The organism is Noviherbaspirillum album (genome assembly GCF_035916955.1).
Taxonomy (GTDB): domain Bacteria; phylum Pseudomonadota; class Gammaproteobacteria; order Burkholderiales; family Burkholderiaceae_D; genus Noviherbaspirillum; species Noviherbaspirillum album.
Genome location: NZ_JAWIIV010000001.1, coordinates 414,419 through 428,483, shown reverse-complemented (window position 1 = coordinate 428,483; position 14,065 = coordinate 414,419). Strand labels below are relative to the sequence as shown.

The 14,065-nt window shown below is 60.0% G+C and carries 18 protein-coding genes; 7 read left to right on the top strand and 11 right to left on the bottom strand.

The window, feature by feature from the left end:
• Positions 1-78: 78 nt before the first annotated feature.
• Positions 79-720, top strand: coding sequence for a VOC family protein (locus RY831_RS01935; protein WP_326504644.1), 642 nt, complete (start codon positions 79-81; stop codon positions 718-720).
• 126 nt (positions 721-846) lie between these two features.
• On the opposite strand, the gene budC is transcribed toward RY831_RS01935, so the two are convergent.
• Positions 847-1,611, bottom strand: a complete 765-nt coding sequence (budC, locus tag RY831_RS01930) for a meso-2,3-butanediol dehydrogenase (protein WP_326504643.1) — start codon at positions 1,609-1,611, stop codon at positions 847-849.
• Positions 1,612-1,879: 268 nt separating this feature from the next.
• Here budC and RY831_RS01925 point away from each other — a divergent pair, with 268 nt between their 5' ends.
• A complete protein-coding gene (locus RY831_RS01925) occupies positions 1,880-2,359 on the top strand; it encodes an EF-hand domain-containing protein (RefSeq protein ID WP_326504642.1) in 480 nt (159 codons plus the stop codon).
• 31 nt (positions 2,360-2,390) lie between these two features.
• On the opposite strand, the gene RY831_RS01920 is transcribed toward RY831_RS01925, so the two are convergent.
• Positions 2,391-2,723: a hypothetical protein gene (locus RY831_RS01920; RefSeq protein WP_326504641.1), complete on the bottom strand. Its 333-nt coding sequence runs from the start codon at positions 2,721-2,723 to the stop codon at positions 2,391-2,393.
• Positions 2,724-2,978: 255 nt separating this feature from the next.
• Positions 2,979-3,170 (bottom strand): hypothetical protein, encoded by a 192-nt coding sequence (locus RY831_RS01915; RefSeq protein ID WP_326504640.1) that lies wholly within the window; start codon positions 3,168-3,170, stop codon positions 2,979-2,981.
• A gap of 357 nt (positions 3,171-3,527) precedes the next feature.
• Here RY831_RS01915 and RY831_RS01910 point away from each other — a divergent pair, with 357 nt between their 5' ends.
• The 4 genes from RY831_RS01910 (at position 3,528) to RY831_RS01895 (ending at position 7,907) form a co-directional block, all read left to right on the top strand.
• Positions 3,528-4,559 carry a DctP family TRAP transporter solute-binding subunit gene (locus RY831_RS01910; RefSeq protein ID WP_326504639.1) on the top strand — a complete coding sequence of 344 codons (1,032 nt, stop codon included), beginning with the start codon at positions 3,528-3,530 and terminating at the stop codon, positions 4,557-4,559.
• Between the two features lie 98 nt (positions 4,560-4,657).
• A complete protein-coding gene (locus RY831_RS01905; protein WP_326504638.1) occupies positions 4,658-5,206 on the top strand; it encodes a TRAP transporter small permease in 549 nt (182 codons plus the stop codon).
• Positions 5,203-6,492, top strand: coding sequence for a TRAP transporter large permease (locus RY831_RS01900; RefSeq protein WP_326504637.1), 1,290 nt, complete (start codon positions 5,203-5,205; stop codon positions 6,490-6,492). The genes RY831_RS01905 and RY831_RS01900 overlap by 4 nt, the downstream gene beginning before the upstream one ends.
• 2 nt (positions 6,493-6,494) lie before the next feature.
• Positions 6,495-7,907, top strand: coding sequence for an amidase (locus RY831_RS01895; RefSeq protein WP_326504636.1), 1,413 nt, complete (start codon positions 6,495-6,497; stop codon positions 7,905-7,907).
• 41 nt (positions 7,908-7,948) lie between these two features.
• On the opposite strand, the gene RY831_RS01890 is transcribed toward RY831_RS01895, so the two are convergent.
• The 7 genes from RY831_RS01890 to RY831_RS01860 all read right to left on the bottom strand — a co-directional run bounded on the left by RY831_RS01890 (position 7,949) and on the right by RY831_RS01860 (position 12,244).
• Positions 7,949-8,137, bottom strand: coding sequence for a hypothetical protein (locus RY831_RS01890; protein ID WP_326504635.1), 189 nt, complete (start codon positions 8,135-8,137; stop codon positions 7,949-7,951).
• 157 nt (positions 8,138-8,294) lie between these two features.
• Positions 8,295-8,570, bottom strand: a complete 276-nt coding sequence (locus RY831_RS01885; RefSeq protein ID WP_326504634.1) for a hypothetical protein — start codon at positions 8,568-8,570, stop codon at positions 8,295-8,297.
• 266 nt (positions 8,571-8,836) lie between these two features.
• On the bottom strand, positions 8,837-9,133 hold the full coding sequence (locus RY831_RS01880) for a hypothetical protein (protein ID WP_326504633.1): 297 nt from the start codon (positions 9,131-9,133) through the stop codon (positions 8,837-8,839).
• Between the two features lie 149 nt (positions 9,134-9,282).
• Positions 9,283-10,230, bottom strand: a complete 948-nt coding sequence (locus RY831_RS01875; RefSeq protein ID WP_326504632.1) for a hypothetical protein — start codon at positions 10,228-10,230, stop codon at positions 9,283-9,285.
• A 189-nt stretch (positions 10,231-10,419) separates the two neighbouring features.
• The gene (locus RY831_RS01870) at positions 10,420-10,902 is read right to left on the bottom strand and encodes a hypothetical protein (RefSeq protein ID WP_326504631.1); all 483 of its coding nucleotides are present in this window, start codon (positions 10,900-10,902) and stop codon (positions 10,420-10,422) included.
• Positions 10,899-11,753: a CsgG/HfaB family protein gene (locus tag RY831_RS01865; protein ID WP_326504630.1), complete on the bottom strand. Its 855-nt coding sequence runs from the start codon at positions 11,751-11,753 to the stop codon at positions 10,899-10,901. The genes RY831_RS01870 and RY831_RS01865 overlap by 4 nt, the downstream gene beginning before the upstream one ends.
• Positions 11,750-12,244, bottom strand: a complete 495-nt coding sequence (locus tag RY831_RS01860) for a curli assembly protein CsgF (RefSeq protein ID WP_326504629.1) — start codon at positions 12,242-12,244, stop codon at positions 11,750-11,752. The genes RY831_RS01865 and RY831_RS01860 overlap by 4 nt, the downstream gene beginning before the upstream one ends.
• 157 nt (positions 12,245-12,401) lie before the next feature.
• Between RY831_RS01860 and RY831_RS01855 the strand changes: the two genes are divergently transcribed.
• Positions 12,402-13,508, top strand: coding sequence for a helix-turn-helix transcriptional regulator (locus tag RY831_RS01855; RefSeq protein WP_326504628.1), 1,107 nt, complete (start codon positions 12,402-12,404; stop codon positions 13,506-13,508).
• Between the two features lies 1 nt (position 13,509).
• Here the strand turns inward: RY831_RS01855 and RY831_RS01850 are convergent, their stop codons facing one another.
• Positions 13,510-14,019 (bottom strand): CsgE family curli-type amyloid fiber assembly protein, encoded by a 510-nt coding sequence (locus RY831_RS01850; protein WP_326504627.1) that lies wholly within the window; start codon positions 14,017-14,019, stop codon positions 13,510-13,512.
• Positions 14,020-14,065: the final 46 nt, after the last annotated feature.

Below are 14,065 nucleotides of genomic sequence, written 5' to 3'. Positions count from 1 at the left end.
CCGGCCGTCCATCGACTGCTGAGCGCTGACCGCCGACAACGAAGCGGCCGGCAATATGAACCGTGAGGAGAAACTATCGTGACTTGCCGCATCGATCACATCACCATTACATCGCCGTCCCTGGAAGCCGGGAGCGAGTTCGTGCATGAACGCCTGGGAGTGAGGCCGCAGGCCGGAGGCGAGCACCCGCGCATGGGTACGCACAACATGCTGCTGCGCCTAGGTAATGCGATGTTCCTCGAAGTCATTTCCGTCGATCCCGCCGCCGGCAAGCCGCCGCGCCCACGCTGGTTCGAACTGGATGCGCAGCCTGCCCCGGTGCCGAAGCTGGCCTGCTGGGTCGCGCGGACGGAAGATATCCGCACGTCGCTGTCTTGCGCTACGGAGCCGCTTGGCACCGCCGAGCCCATGACGAGGGGCAGTCTGGAGTGGCTGATCTCCATCCCGGAAGACGGCAGTCTTCCCTTGAATGGAACGGCGCCCGCCTTGATTCAGTGGAACACCGCAAAACATCCCGCGCTGTCTCTGCAGGACCAGGGCTGTCAACTGGCGGCGCTCGAATTGCTGCATCCCGAGCCTGCGCGACTGAACGCCTTGCTCCGTGCCCTGGCCGTCGCCGAACCCGGGGTTTCGCTATCCGTCGCCCGGTCTGGCGTTGCCGGCCTGATTGCGACCATACGTACTCCGCTCGGACTGCGAACGATTGGAGATCCGGCATGAGAACAAGCGGATACGCCACGTGCGGGACTGCCGGCGACCATCAGATGCGATAGGAATCGCTTGTCCTCCATGCCCGCCCTTGGCGCGCAAGTGCTCATCCTCGGCGCGGCAAGCTGCAGCGCGGCATCACACCATCGGCGGCTGTCCGTTGGACGCTGTCAGTCCGCCATCGATGGGCAGATTGACGCCGTTGACAAAGCGCGCATCGTCGCTTGCCAGGAACGCGATCACGCCCGCCACCTCTTCCGGCTCCGCGCCGCGCGCCAGCGGTATCCTTTCCTTGAACTTGGCCATGATCTTCGGATCGGCGTACATGTCTTCCGTCAGCTCGCTGCGCGTGAGGCTGGGGCAGACCGCGTTGATGCGGATGCCGTCGGGACCATGGTCCAGCGCCAGCGCGCGGGTGAAGTTGGTGACCGCGCCCTTGGCGGCGTTGTAGAAGCTCAATCCCCAGTCGCCGCCCAGTCCGGATACCGACGACACGTTGATGATCGAGCCGCGGGTCTTGATCAGTTCAGGAATGGCGACGCGGCAGCCGTAGAACACGCCGTCCAGATCGATCGACATGACCTGCCGCCAGTCTTCGACACTGGCCTCGTTGACCTTGCCTTCGGGTGCGACGCCGGCATTATTGACCAGCACGTCGAGGCGGCCGAAGCGCTGCAGGGTGTCCTTCACCAGGCCTTCCACTTCCTCAAGGCGCGACACGTCGGTAACGCGCACCAGGTGCTTCCCTTGGGGCAAGCCTGCCGCGACCTTCTCAAGCTTTTCGCGCGTGCGGCCGGCGAGCACGACCAGCGCACCCTCCTCGGCAAAGCGTCTTGCGGTCGCTTCGCCGATGCCCGATCCGGCGCCGGTGACGATCACGACCTTTTCGATAAACCTGTTCATCTTTTTCTCCATGTCATGTGCCGCGGCAACGGTGACCGCGGCAAAAGGCTTCCGCCAGATGGATGCATGCATTCCATTCAAGTTCCGCTTGTTGCGTTGGCCAGCAGTGCATGCCTCCAGGCAAGCAGACGATGCGCGCCCATGGATGTACGTCCGTGTATCGAACGGCGGCGCATTGAAAGCAGAGGTAAAGATGAACCTTGGCCTGTGCAATGCTTTCTATACTGCTGTGCAGGAAGTCCCCTGATTCTCAAGAAGGAAGGTCAACATGAAAAAATCGCTTCTTCTCGCAAGCCTGTTTGCCGCAGCAGTTTCGGCGCACGCGCAAAGCCCCGCAGGCGGTGCGGCCGGCACATCGGCGGCTACCCCACCGACGCCCGGTTCCGCACAGCAGGGCGGTCCGCGCGGTTCCGCCGACAAGCCGCATCACGGCCGGCACCATGGACAGATGGATGCGCAAAAGATGGTCGACCACCAGATTGCGAGCCTGGATACCGACAAGGACGGCAAGGTGTCACGCCAGGAATTTCTGGCGCGCCAGTCGGAAGCCTTTTCAAAGGCCGACGCCGATGCGGACGGATTCGTGACCAAGGAGGAACTCGCGGCCCGGCATCAGAAACATCACGACGAGATGGCGGCAGTGCGCGACGCAAGACGCGCCGCGCGCGGCGGTCCGGGCGCGGCTCCGGGCAATCCTTCAGGCTCAGCGGGCTCAGCGGCGCCGGCCGCATCGGGTGCAGCCAAGTAAGAGAACCGACGCGAGCCTCACGCCTGCGGCATCACTGCTGCTGCAGGCGGATTTTTACCAACTGTTCGAGCGCGGGCGACGTCGCTGTCGCGGTGCATCCGACAGCGCCCGCGCCGCCTTGCGCTCCCAGCACACTTGCAGGAATAGCGCAGGCGCTTGCTGCCACGTGGATCGGTGCCTGCACGGTCAGCGGGACGCGGGTAGCTTCCACATCAAGATTCTTCGCCACCTGTGCCGCCACCGGCTTGATATCCACGATCAGCAAGACTTCGCTGTCCCCTGTATCGGTTTTCGACACAGGTTGCGCCTGCGCCGCGCCGAAGCCGCCCAGCAATGCGGCCAGCACAAGAATCAACTTATTCATGGCATTCTCCGTAGGGAGTGGTTATCCATTCAATATCGTTGCTTCCCTGCGTTGGCACAGCCGCTTTTACCTCGCGTTACAAGCTTGCGTGGCCGCAATGAGGTGCAATGAGCCACAATAGCCGCACCAGCTGCGCAGGTCCTGCCGGCCACGCTGGCGATTTGTGCAAACCGAAGGCAATTCTTGCGCATTGCCCGCCGGATCGTATGCCTGCTCCTTGATGCGTGGCGGTCGGTCGCCATCGCTTGCAAGCGGCTAACGCGCTCTCTTGCCCGACATCGTGTCGTAGACGGTATCGAAATCGCGCTGCATATCGATCAGTTGTTCTTGCTGGGCAGTCCTGACCAGGCGTTTCAATGCATCCCTGAACAGGTAGGCATCATGTTCGGAAGTGCTGGATGCCAGCGAAGACACCAGCAATTCGATCATTTCATCGGATTGGTTCATGCTCTGGTACCTGTAAATTATCGTGGCATCCGTGAAGCAATGCGCGTGCCAATTCTTGCATCCTTGAGTTGAGCCAAGGCAAGCATGGATTGAATGCCAACCGCGCCGGTCAGTTCCGCTATGACAGTGCCGGCGAAAGTGCGGATTGCAGGGTAAAAAACCGAAGATTGCTTCTCGAAAGCAAGGCAAAGCGAAGCCAAATTTGGTAAAGTGTTCGGGCCTTTATACATCTGTCACGAATCCGGATGATCAAGCGGACCGGGATGTTTCCGCATCCGCCATGCCGTTTTCCGCTGTTTCGTTTTTTATAACAGGCGGCACATTCGATGCCGCTCGCTCGATACCAAAGGAGACATCTTGCGCAAGCCCCTCTTCACACTGGCCGCACTGGCCATCGGCGCCGCGTTCGCCATCGCCGGCCCTGCACATGCACAGCAGAAATACCAGCCCGAATATCGCCTATCGACAGTGCTCGGTACCGCATTCCCATGGGGCAAGGGCGGAGAGCGCTGGGCCGAACTGGTCAAGGAAAAGACCCAGGGACGCATCAATATCAAGATGTATCCGGGCACATCGCTGGTCGCCGGCGACCAGACCCGCGAATTCACCGCCATCCGCCAGGGCGTGATCGACCTCGCGGTCGGTTCCTCGATCAACTGGTCGCCGCAAGTCAAGGAACTCAACCTGTTCTCGCTGCCCTTCCTGCAGCCGGATTACCGCTCGGCCGATGCGCTGATGGCCGGCGAGACCGGAAAGCTGATTTTCAAGGCCATCGAGAAAAACGGCGTGGTGCCGCTGGCCTGGGGTGAAAACGGCTTCCGCGAAATCAGCAATTCCAAGCGCGAGATCAAGACGCCGGCCGACATGAAAGGCATGAAGTTCCGCGTGGTCGGTTCGCCGCTGTTCAACGATACCTTCACAGCGCTCGGCGCCAACCCGACGCAGATGAGCTGGGCCGATGCCCAGCCGGCGCTTGCATCCGGCGCGGTCGACGGCCAGGAAAACCCGATCTCGGTCTTCCTCGGCGCCAAGATCAGCGCGGTCGGCCAGAAATACCTGACCCAGTGGGGTTACATGAACGACCCGCTGATCTTCGTCGTCAACCGCAAGGTCTGGGAAAGCTGGAGCAAGGAAGACCAGGAAGCGGTGCGCGCCGCCGCCATCCAGGCCGGCAAGGAAGAGATCGCACTGGCGCGCAAGGGCTTGAGCGGCACCGACAACGCGCTGTGGAAGGAAGTCGAAGCCCTGGGTGTGAAGGTCACCCGTCCCGGCCCTGCGGAGCTGGAAGAGTTCAAGAAGCTGACTCGCCCGGTGTACGACAAGTGGTCCAAGACCATCGGCGTCGATCTCGTCAAGAAGGCAGAAGCGGAAATCGCGGCGCGCAAGTAAACCGGTTCCGTTCCCGATTCCTCATCATCAAAAAGTAAAAAGCCGCTCAATGAGCGGCTTTTCATTACCCACCAAACATTGCATCAAAAGAGCCTTTCATGAGTGACTTGCCCGACAGCGCGCAATCGCGCGGAGAAGCGCCGCCGCGCGTACCGGTGAAAATCGAGGAAGCCTGCGCCGCCCTGGCCATGGCACTGATCTGCTGCATCACCTTCGCCAACGTGCTGGTGCGATATTTCACCGACGTCTCGTTTGCCTTCACGGAGGAATTCTCGATTTTCCTGATGGTGGTGCTGACGCTGTTCGGCGCATCGGCCGCCTTCGTGCGCAACCGGCACGTCCGCATGACCTTCATCACCGAGCGGCTGGCGCCCGGCACGGCGCGCAAGGTCGAATATTTCATCATGATGCTCAGCGCCATCATGTTCGCCGTCATCGCCTGGTACGGCACTTTCCTGTTCTGGGACGACTGGCAATACGACACCACCTCGCCGGGCATCGGCATACCACAGTGGATCTACACCATCTGGCTGCCGTTGCTGTCGGCGCTGATCTGCCTGCGCATCATCGGACGCCTGATTCGCCTGGTTCGACAGCCTGGCCAGCCTCTTCAAGCCCAACCCAATGCAGGCGGAGGCGCAGAATGATCGCCGAAGGCAGTCTCATTCTCTTCCTCGGCTTTGCCGTGCTGCTGGCGCTCGGCGCGCCCCTCGCCGTGGCGCTGGGGGTGGCGGGCACCGCCGTCATCCTGATCGAAGGCCTCGGCATCATGTCGGTGCCGACGAATGCCTACAATGGCATCGCCAAGTATCCATTGCTGGCGCTGCCGGTGTTCGTGCTGGCCGGCATGATGTTCGAGCGCGCCGGCGTGGCGGTACGCATCGTGCGCTTCGCATCCGCGGTGGTCGGCAAGCGGCGCGGCGCGCAAGGTATCGTCGCCATCCTGGTCTGCATGTTCCTCGGCGGGATTTCCGGGTCCGGCGCGGCCGATGCGGCGGCGGTCGCCATGGTGATGATTCCCAGCATGCTCAAGCAGGGTTATCCCAAGGAATTCTCGGCCACGCTGATTGCCGCCGCCGGTTCCACCGCGATCCTGATTCCGCCTTCGGTCGCGCTGATCGTCTACAGCGTGCTGGTGCCGTCCGCATCGGTGCCGGCACTGTTCGCCGGCGGCGTCATCCCCGGCATCATGGCCGGCCTGGCATTGATATTGCCGACGCTGTACTTGTCGTGGAAGTACGGTTGGGGCCTCGACGATGGCGAGGAAACGCCGAAATTCTGGGACAGCTTCAAGGAAGCGATCTGGGGCCTGCTGGCGCCGGTCATCATTCTCGGCGGCCTGCGCACCGGCATCTTCACGCCAACCGAAGCGGCGGTGGTCGCGGCCTTCTACGGTTTCTTCGTCGGCGTCTTCGTCTACCGCACGCTCAGCATGCGCAAGGTCTATGAAGTGCTGGTGGAATCGGCGGAAATCTCCGCGGTGGTGATGCTGATCATTTCCCTGGCCGGCGTGTTCGCCCATGCCGGCTCCACGCTCGGCGCCTTCGATGCCTTCGCCAAGCTTCTGCTCGGTTTCACCAGCAATGAAGCGCTGATGCTGACCATGATCACCATCATGCTGCTGATCGCCGGCATGCTGCTCGATGCGGTATCGGTCTACCTGGTGTTCCTGCCCATCCTGCTGCCCATCATGGCCATCTACAAATGGGATCCGGTCTGGTTCGGCATCATCATGACGATGAACATGGCGATCGGACAATTCACGCCGCCAATGGCGGTCAACCTGATGGTCACCACCCGCATTGCCGGCGTCACGATGGAATCGACGGTGCGCTGGGCGATGTGGATGGTGGCGGCGATGTTGCTGTCGCTGTTCCTGGTGACCGCCTTCCCGCAGCTTGCCTTGTGGCTGCCGCAAAGCCTGGGATATTGAACATGACGCAGGAAATCTTCTATCTGAGCGCCGTCGAACTGACGGAAGCCATCCGGGCCGGCCGGCTCTCCGCGCGCGAAGTCATGCAGGCTCATCTTGCCCGCATCGAACAGGTCAATCCGAAAGTCAACGCAATCGTCACGCTGCATGCGGAACAGGCGCTCGCCGCCGCTGCCGCGGCCGACGAGGCGCAGGCACAGGGCAAGCCGCTCGGTGCGCTGCACGGCTTGCCGGTGGCGCACAAGGACCTGCTCGCCACCAGCGGCATGCGCACCACCTTTGGGTCGAAGGTGCATGAGCACAATGTGCCGAAATACAGCGTCTTGATCGTCGAGCGCCAGCAGCAGGCCGGCGCCATCAGCATCGGCAAGACCAACACGCCGGAATTCGGTGCCGGCTCGCAAACCTTCAACGCCGTCTTCGGCGCCACCCGCAACCCCTACGACCTGGGCATGACCTGCGGCGGCTCCAGCGGCGGCTCGGCGGTCGCGCTGGCCACCGGCATGGTGGCGCTCGCCGACGGCACCGACATGGGCGGCTCGCTGCGCTGCCCGGCCAACTACTGCAACATCGTCGGCCTGCGTCCCTCGGTCGGCAGGGTGCCGCAGGTGCCGGCGATCGATGCCTGGGACACGCTGTCGGTCAGCGGGCCGATGGCGCGCACGGTCGAGGATCTCGCGCTCTACCTGTCGGTGATCGCGGGACCGGATGCGCGCGATCCGCTGGCCATTGCCGAAGACGGCACACGATTCAGAGCTTCGTTGAAGCAAGACATGAAGGGCGCGCGCATCGCCTTCGCACCGACCATGGGCGGCCTGCCGGTGGACCGGCGCGTGATTGCCGCCATCGAGGCGCAGCGCAAGGTGTTCGAGGACCTGGGCTGCGTGGTGGAGGATGCCTGGCCCGACATGCGCGATGCGCACGAGATCTTCATGACGCTGCGCGCCCATGCGTTCGAATCCCGCCTCGGCGCGGTGATGGACCAGCATCCCGGCGTGCTCAAGGACACGGTGGTCTGGAACATCGAAGAAGGCCGCAAGCTCACCGGCCCGAAACTGGCACGCGCGGCCAAGCTGCGCACCGCGCTGTTCAAGCGCATGAATGAATTCATGCAGCGCTACGACTTCCTGGTATTGCCCGTGAACCAGGTGCCGCCGTTCTCCATCGAACAGGCTTATATAACCGAGATCGACGGCGTGAAGATGGAAAGCTACATCGACTGGATGCGTTCCTGCTACCTGATCACCGCGACCGGGCATCCGGCGCTGTCGGTGCCTTGCGCGTTTACCGATGACGGCTTGCCGGTGGGGCTGCAGATCGTGGGGCGGCATCAGGGGGAGATGGCGTTGCTGCGGATGGGGTTTGCGTTCGAGCAGGCGACGGGAGTGGGGCAGCGGCGGCCAGCGGGTTTATAAGGCGCCGGCGGTGCGCCGCTGTGCACATGAAGGATGCGGCGTCAGGTGCGCCGCTTTCCCGGAAGATGGGAACCCTGCAGGGGGTGTACGTTGGTCTGCTCGGACGAGACATCGCCGGCTTCCGTAGACAGCCGGTAGATTACATCGATCAATTCCTCCGGATCTACGCAGTCCCAGTCTTCGGACTTGACTCCAAGAGCTTCTTCAACTTGACGTATTGTCGGTTTCATAACGAATTGCCACGGCGCGCGAAATTCCAATCGAAATGCAACTTGGTGAACCAAGGCAAACGGAAAATAAGATCGCCTCCGAACCTCGGATTATCAGGCTGGAGCCGCGCGGAATGCGATCACACTTCAATATCAAGAAGAACAATAGCAGGTTTACTCACTTATTGAAGAAGTCGACATGGCAATGGTCTTGCCAGAGCCGTACCGAAGCAACTCGATGACACGGCGGCCACTGCGCCTCGATCAAAGCGACGTGCTCATCGGACAGCGCTGGCTTTGCATGGCGGTGCATGGAAAAACGCGAACGCATCCGTGATGGATCAGCACGCTCGCCAATATCATGGCTTGTCGGTTCAAGCAACCGGAGCCGATTCGCAGTTTTCTGGAGGCGCAGGAGATGCCCGGACACCCTTGCGAGCACGGCCATCGACATGCTCACGCCTTCAAGCGTGCCGACTGCAGGCCGCACGAGAGGGCTCGCGTCGGTAAGCCGGTTCGTCACAATGCGCCGCGGTCCGGGGACATAATGGCTCGTGACATTGCCCCGGCAATGCATAGCGTGAATTGTTGACCGGTTCTACACCAGAAAAATGCGGGGCGCCCTTGGAACCATTGAACCTGAAAGTTTAATAATCTTAATTAATCAATCAAACCAGCCAGCCAGATTAAAAAGCCGGCTGGATACAAACCATCACTCAGTCAAGAGGGGCAATCAAATTCATACTGCCCGAGCTTGCTGCCATCGGTCTGCAGCACGATATTGATGCGGCAGGATTCATTGCCATTGCCGGTATTGACTGTCATGCGGCCCATGCCGCCCGGTTTGCTTGCAGAGGCCAGGACATTGCCGCTCTGCTTGATCGATGTTCCCTTGCGCAGCAGGACGATATCGTAATGAACCTTCATTTCTTCCGCGGTCCGTACATACGGAATCACGGTAATCTGGTTGCCGGTTCTCTCGGTGTCGAGCCAGACATCTATGTCAACGGGGACCATGTTAATTTTCCCAAGCTTATCAAAACGCACCGCGAAGCGCGGGCCAGGCCGTCAATGGCGAAAGATCAGCGGCCGGTTGCATGTTGCCAACCGGTCGCCGATCCTGCACGGCACACCTTGCCAAAGGCGGCAAATAACACAATTGGAGTTTAGTTCTGATTTACGGTGGCTGTGTTGCCCGTGCCATTTTGAGTCACGGAAGCCTGAGCCGCAGCAGCACCTCCTCCCTGGTTGATGGTGGTAGTGTTAGCCGTCCCGTTCTGACTCAAGTAGGCAACCTGGTTGACGCCATACTGGTTGACGGTTCCGTTGTTTCCAACACCTGCCTGAACAGCGTTAATGTAACCTCCTGTACCTGCCTGAGACAGAGTAAGCACTCCGCCGTCACCGCTCTGCGCGACGTCCATCTGGTTGCTTGTACCGGATTGCGTGGCAGTCAATTGATTATTCGCGCCAGTCTGGCTTGCATTGGCCCTGTTACTGCTGCCTGTTTGATTAATGAAAGCAGTCTGATTTTCGCCTTCCTGGTTTAATGAAGCGCGGTTAATATCGCCGCTCTGCCAGATAGTGCCTTCGTGTCCGCCAACTCCGCTCTGGGTGATGCCAGCAATATTATTGTTACCGGTTTGCCAGATATCGGCTACGCTGCCATTTCCACTTGCCTGATTAATGCTGGCAGAATTTTGGTACGCCTGTTGCCGGATTCTGGCGTTATTGCTGTCACCTGCCTGCGAAATGCTGGCACTCTGGTCAGTGCCGACCTGCTCGACTGTCGCCGTACCATTGGTTCCAGTCTGGCTGACGCCTGCACTCATCCTGGCTCCAGCCCCCTGAGTGACGGTTGCATCATTGCCTTCTTGTGCTTGATAGACACTCACTGAGGAGCTCTGAGCGCCATCCTGCGTCACCGACGCGGTATGGCCGCCGGCGCCCTCTTGTGTAATCGCAGCAGAAGTAGCAGAACCAGTAGCATTCTGATTGATGGTTGCCGTGCTGCTATTGGTCTGCTGATTCACCGTCGCCGTCTGCGCCGATGCAGAGAATGACGCATAGGCCAGGCCGAGGGCCAAAGTAATCGCTGAGAGACGAAGTTTCATGATGATTCCTTTCGTGGTTTGGAGTATCGGTATCGAGTACCGGAACATCTCGCGCAGGCGCAAGCCCAGCGACTTTATAAAAGCGATGTCCGCAGACGATCGCCGTGAACACGGACACCGTTGTCCGATGTCCGCCGCCAGTGCGGACGAGCCTTGTGGGCGCCGCGCTGGAATTCTTCTTGTTGAAACTTAAAACTGCGTTGCCGTCACGGTCGCCCCGCTTCCTATCTGCGTCACTCCGATGGCGCCGCCGTTGACGAGGGTGTCGACGATAACGAGGTTGCTGCCGCCTGTCTGCTGGACGGTTGCGGTCGCTCCGCCGGTTTGAGTGGCCTGCACCCTGTTGCTCGATCCGGTCTGGCCTACGGTCAGGAGATTGCCTCCGCCGCTCTGGTCCGCCAGTACTTCGTTGCCGCTTCCGCTTTGCGAGATCCGCGCCGTGTTGCCACCGCCCTCCTGCCTGACCGTCGCGGTGTTCGACGATCCTTGCTGAATCACCGATGCTGCCGAAGCGCCAATCTGATCGATGACGGCATTGTGGCCGCTGCCGGTCTGGCTGATGCTGGCAGCGTAGCCGCCGCTGCCGAGGTCGATATCGCCGCTTCCCATGTCCTGCGCACCCGCGCCGGCAGTCCAGATGCAAAGCATCAGCAGCAAGATAAGCTTCGTCATTGTTCGCTCTCTATGCTGTTCTGCTGGTCGGCGCGGAGATAGGCCTGGATGATTGGAGACTTCCAGTCCTCGTCATTCTTAAGCGCCCAGACGCGGTCCTTAATACCCTGCACCGTCAGGTGCACGACAGCGCTCTCGATCGCTTCCCGCACGCACAGTTGCACCGGTTCGTTGCGCGTGATGCCGGCTTCGAGCTCAAGCAGTTCCTTGAAATTCACGAAGCGAAAGACACCTGCACTGACTTCATATGAATAAATAGTCTTGGTCGTCGAGATGCTATTGAGGATGCGGCCGTTGCGAATATCCACGCTGCGCAGGTTGACCGTTACCTGATCCATGCGGTAGCGGTCCGACAAGCCGACTCCGAGATACCGCGCACCCGCGCCGCCGGTACGAACGTTAGTCTCATAGGCAACGATGCCGCCTTCGATGAGGACGGTCGCGGATGCGAGCGGCGGGAGCGTAATAGGCGCAGCCTGCTTTTCTCCCGGCACTTCCAGCGCGCGGACGATCTTTCGTTCGGTGAGCAGGTTCTGCAGCCCCTCTCTCTCTACCGGAGCGAACCATCCGGAATCCTTGAGCGCCTTCACCAGTAGCCCGCTGGCACCTTGCGTGACAGCCGTCGAGAAGGAACTGTCGGGAGCAGCCTTGTATTGGCCGGTCTGATCCCGGATCGTGTAGACGGCCGCCGTAACGCGCCCTTTGGGTTCCGGCAGGCGCAGCAGATCGCGCGTGGTCGGCGTGGGAGGAGACAGCACCGCCTTGTTATTGACTTCTTGCGGCGGTTGCATGGTGGTGCAGCCCACCATCAACACCGACATGAAAATGACAGATGCGGCAATGCGCTTCATTGGGACACCTGGAAGGAAGTGGAGACGCCTGTCGTCTTGTCGGTGGTTACGATCTCTAGTGAACCGCCGCCGATGTCATTGACGCTGATCCTGAAGTTTGCCGAATCCACCGTGCCGGGTATCAGCCGCCCGCCCGCGTCCAGCACCTGGCCGGTTGCCGCTGAAGCAATCCTGCTCAGCACCGAACGTTGCAACGTTTCATTAAAGTTCTGAAGGGGTGTTTCGCTCAAGTTTCTTCTTGCTTCCTCCTCCGGATCCTTGTGCTTGTTTTGCGCAGATGCGGTAGCAAGCATCGCAGGTCCGTTGTTCGGATTGCCGCCGAACGCCGGATTGATCGGCGTATAGATCAGCTCTGTGGCCTTGCCTGCCGGTGCGGCAAGGCTTGCGACCAAGCCCGCGAGAACAATAGTCATGTTTGATGCGGTCATCGAGCGGATTGTGATGATTTTGCTGCGCGTCTCTACGCTATGGAAATCGCCATTCTTTTTCATGGGATGCACCGTGCTGGTTAAGGACTCGATGGGTGCATCGTATTTAACTTGCGGTCGTCAGGCCATCCCCAGTTTGGGTGATTCGTTTGTTCTTAATCAAATCCGCCGGTATTCATTATGAAAATATGAATACCCCATTGGGAATAAGGAGAACTGCATGGCCGCGCTAAGCCATCCCCATCTCGTCGCCCGGCTGTACGAGGGTGTGAATGATGAAGCTGCATGGCATGAAGCGCTTGAAGGTTTCGCTGCATGCCTGCAATGCGATGCCGTATCGATAATGCAATTGCATAACGATACCCAGTTACTGACGGTTAAGGAAACCCATGGCTATGGAGCTGCACATCTCGAGACCCACTTGCAGGAGCACAGTGCAAGCGCATGCGCCATCGAGGCTGCGCGTCGATGCTGTTCGGTATGCCAGATGAAGAGCGGGACGGACCCCGCCTTCTATCCGCAATGCAGTACGTCGGAGATCGATGTACAGTTCACCAGCCACGGTGTAAAGCTGCGCTGGTTCCCGTTGTTCGCAAGCAGGCGCACCACGCATGTATTGGTGCTCGTCGAGGATCAGCACAGATCCCGGAACCCGGTTGCGTCCTGCGAACTTGCAGAGTTGCTTCGACCGCTTCCGCGAGCAGTCAGGCTTCGCGCGCGCCTGCGGTCACTGATACGGTCATCCTGCCTCGGCCAGAAAATCATTGACCGCTTCAATGTTCCCGTCATCGTCGTCAATCAGGCCGCCCGGCCGGTATATGCGAATGAAAGTGGACGGTCCTGGCTGCACGGACATACCGCCGATGAAAAGGATGCTGCTTTAAACGGCAATTCACATAAGGACAATCATGCCAGACACTTGGAAGGCTTCATCAAGGATCTCTGCGACGGCAGCGACGGCTCTCCCGGTTCGCTGCTGATCTCCGGCCACGGCGAGCACCCGGGTTCGCTGGTGATCGGAATCCCTCTTCCCGCTCACATGACCGATGACGAGGGCGCGCCCCTGGTCCTGCTGGTCGCACACCAGCGCTGCGCGCAGCAGGCATCGTGGATTCCGCTGGTGGCTTCCGCATTTTCGCTGTCGGCGGCCGAGCAGCGCCTGCTGGAACAGATGGTTCAGGTTGACACGCTGGATCATGCCGCCGACAACCTCGGTATCAGCAAGGAGACCACAAGGACGCATCTCAAATCCATCTTCGCCAAGACGGGAACCAAACGCCAGACCGGGCTCATCCGCATGGTGTCGAACATCGCTCAGATACATTAATTTAAAACTCGTCGGCGCCGAGGTCCGGATCCTTAAACAATAGTCGCTGAACCTCCAGATCGGAAATGGTCTGGTAGGAGTTGGCTGCAGCGATATCCGCTATCAAATTGATCTGCGCCCGCAAGGTGGGCAGTATGGTCTGGTAGACCCGTGTATTGTTGTGCTCTACCCAGACTTGGTTGCCCAGCCTTGCGGATGGGCGTTCGTGAATCGATACCGCGTAACGTTCATTCATCGGCTTCTCGCGCCAGAAGAAAGAGAAGGAGCGAAAGAAGTCTTGGCCCGCCACCGTGATGGTGTTGTCGATCACCACTCCGCCATATTGCTCCTGCAGGGTTTTCCGGGCTTCCGCTGGTGAAAGTTCGGGAGCCGGGGTCGGCGTTCCGGCGGCGCCTGCGGCATCCGGCTTCGGTGGAGGCGCAGCTTTCATTCCCTTTGTTTCTTGTGCTAAACAACCGAGCACACTGAACATTAAAACGAGAGCGAGCAGGCCGGACATCTCGGACTTCATGGGCTCCTCCTGATCTAGGAATGCTGCCACTTTCATCCGGTAGGGT

Bases quoted from the DNA above. Each gene is read 5' to 3' on its own strand.
- budC (WP_326504643.1), bottom strand. From the start codon at position 1,611: ATGAACAGGTTTATCGAAAAGGTCGTGATCGTCACCGGCGCCGGATCG.
- RY831_RS01925 (WP_326504642.1), top strand. From the start codon at position 1,880: ATGAAAAAATCGCTTCTTCTCGCAAGCCTGTTTGCCGCAGCAGTTTCG.
- RY831_RS01920 (WP_326504641.1), bottom strand. From the start codon at position 2,723: ATGAATAAGTTGATTCTTGTGCTGGCCGCATTGCTGGGCGGCTTCGGC.
- RY831_RS01915 (WP_326504640.1), bottom strand. From the start codon at position 3,170: ATGAACCAATCCGATGAAATGATCGAATTGCTGGTGTCTTCGCTGGCA.
- RY831_RS01905 (WP_326504638.1), top strand. From the start codon at position 4,658: ATGAGTGACTTGCCCGACAGCGCGCAATCGCGCGGAGAAGCGCCGCCG.
- RY831_RS01900 (WP_326504637.1), top strand. From the start codon at position 5,203: ATGATCGCCGAAGGCAGTCTCATTCTCTTCCTCGGCTTTGCCGTGCTG.
- RY831_RS01895 (WP_326504636.1), top strand. From the start codon at position 6,495: ATGACGCAGGAAATCTTCTATCTGAGCGCCGTCGAACTGACGGAAGCC.
- RY831_RS01890 (WP_326504635.1), bottom strand. From the start codon at position 8,137: ATGAAACCGACAATACGTCAAGTTGAAGAAGCTCTTGGAGTCAAGTCC.
- RY831_RS01885 (WP_326504634.1), bottom strand. From the start codon at position 8,570: ATGTCGATGGCCGTGCTCGCAAGGGTGTCCGGGCATCTCCTGCGCCTC.
- RY831_RS01880 (WP_326504633.1), bottom strand. From the start codon at position 9,133: ATGGTCCCCGTTGACATAGATGTCTGGCTCGACACCGAGAGAACCGGC.
- RY831_RS01875 (WP_326504632.1), bottom strand. From the start codon at position 10,230: ATGAAACTTCGTCTCTCAGCGATTACTTTGGCCCTCGGCCTGGCCTAT.
- RY831_RS01870 (WP_326504631.1), bottom strand. From the start codon at position 10,902: ATGACGAAGCTTATCTTGCTGCTGATGCTTTGCATCTGGACTGCCGGC.
- RY831_RS01865 (WP_326504630.1), bottom strand. From the start codon at position 11,753: ATGAAGCGCATTGCCGCATCTGTCATTTTCATGTCGGTGTTGATGGTG.
- RY831_RS01860 (WP_326504629.1), bottom strand. From the start codon at position 12,244: ATGAAAAAGAATGGCGATTTCCATAGCGTAGAGACGCGCAGCAAAATC.
- RY831_RS01855 (WP_326504628.1), top strand. From the start codon at position 12,402: ATGGCCGCGCTAAGCCATCCCCATCTCGTCGCCCGGCTGTACGAGGGT.
- RY831_RS01850 (WP_326504627.1), bottom strand. From the start codon at position 14,019: ATGAAGTCCGAGATGTCCGGCCTGCTCGCTCTCGTTTTAATGTTCAGT.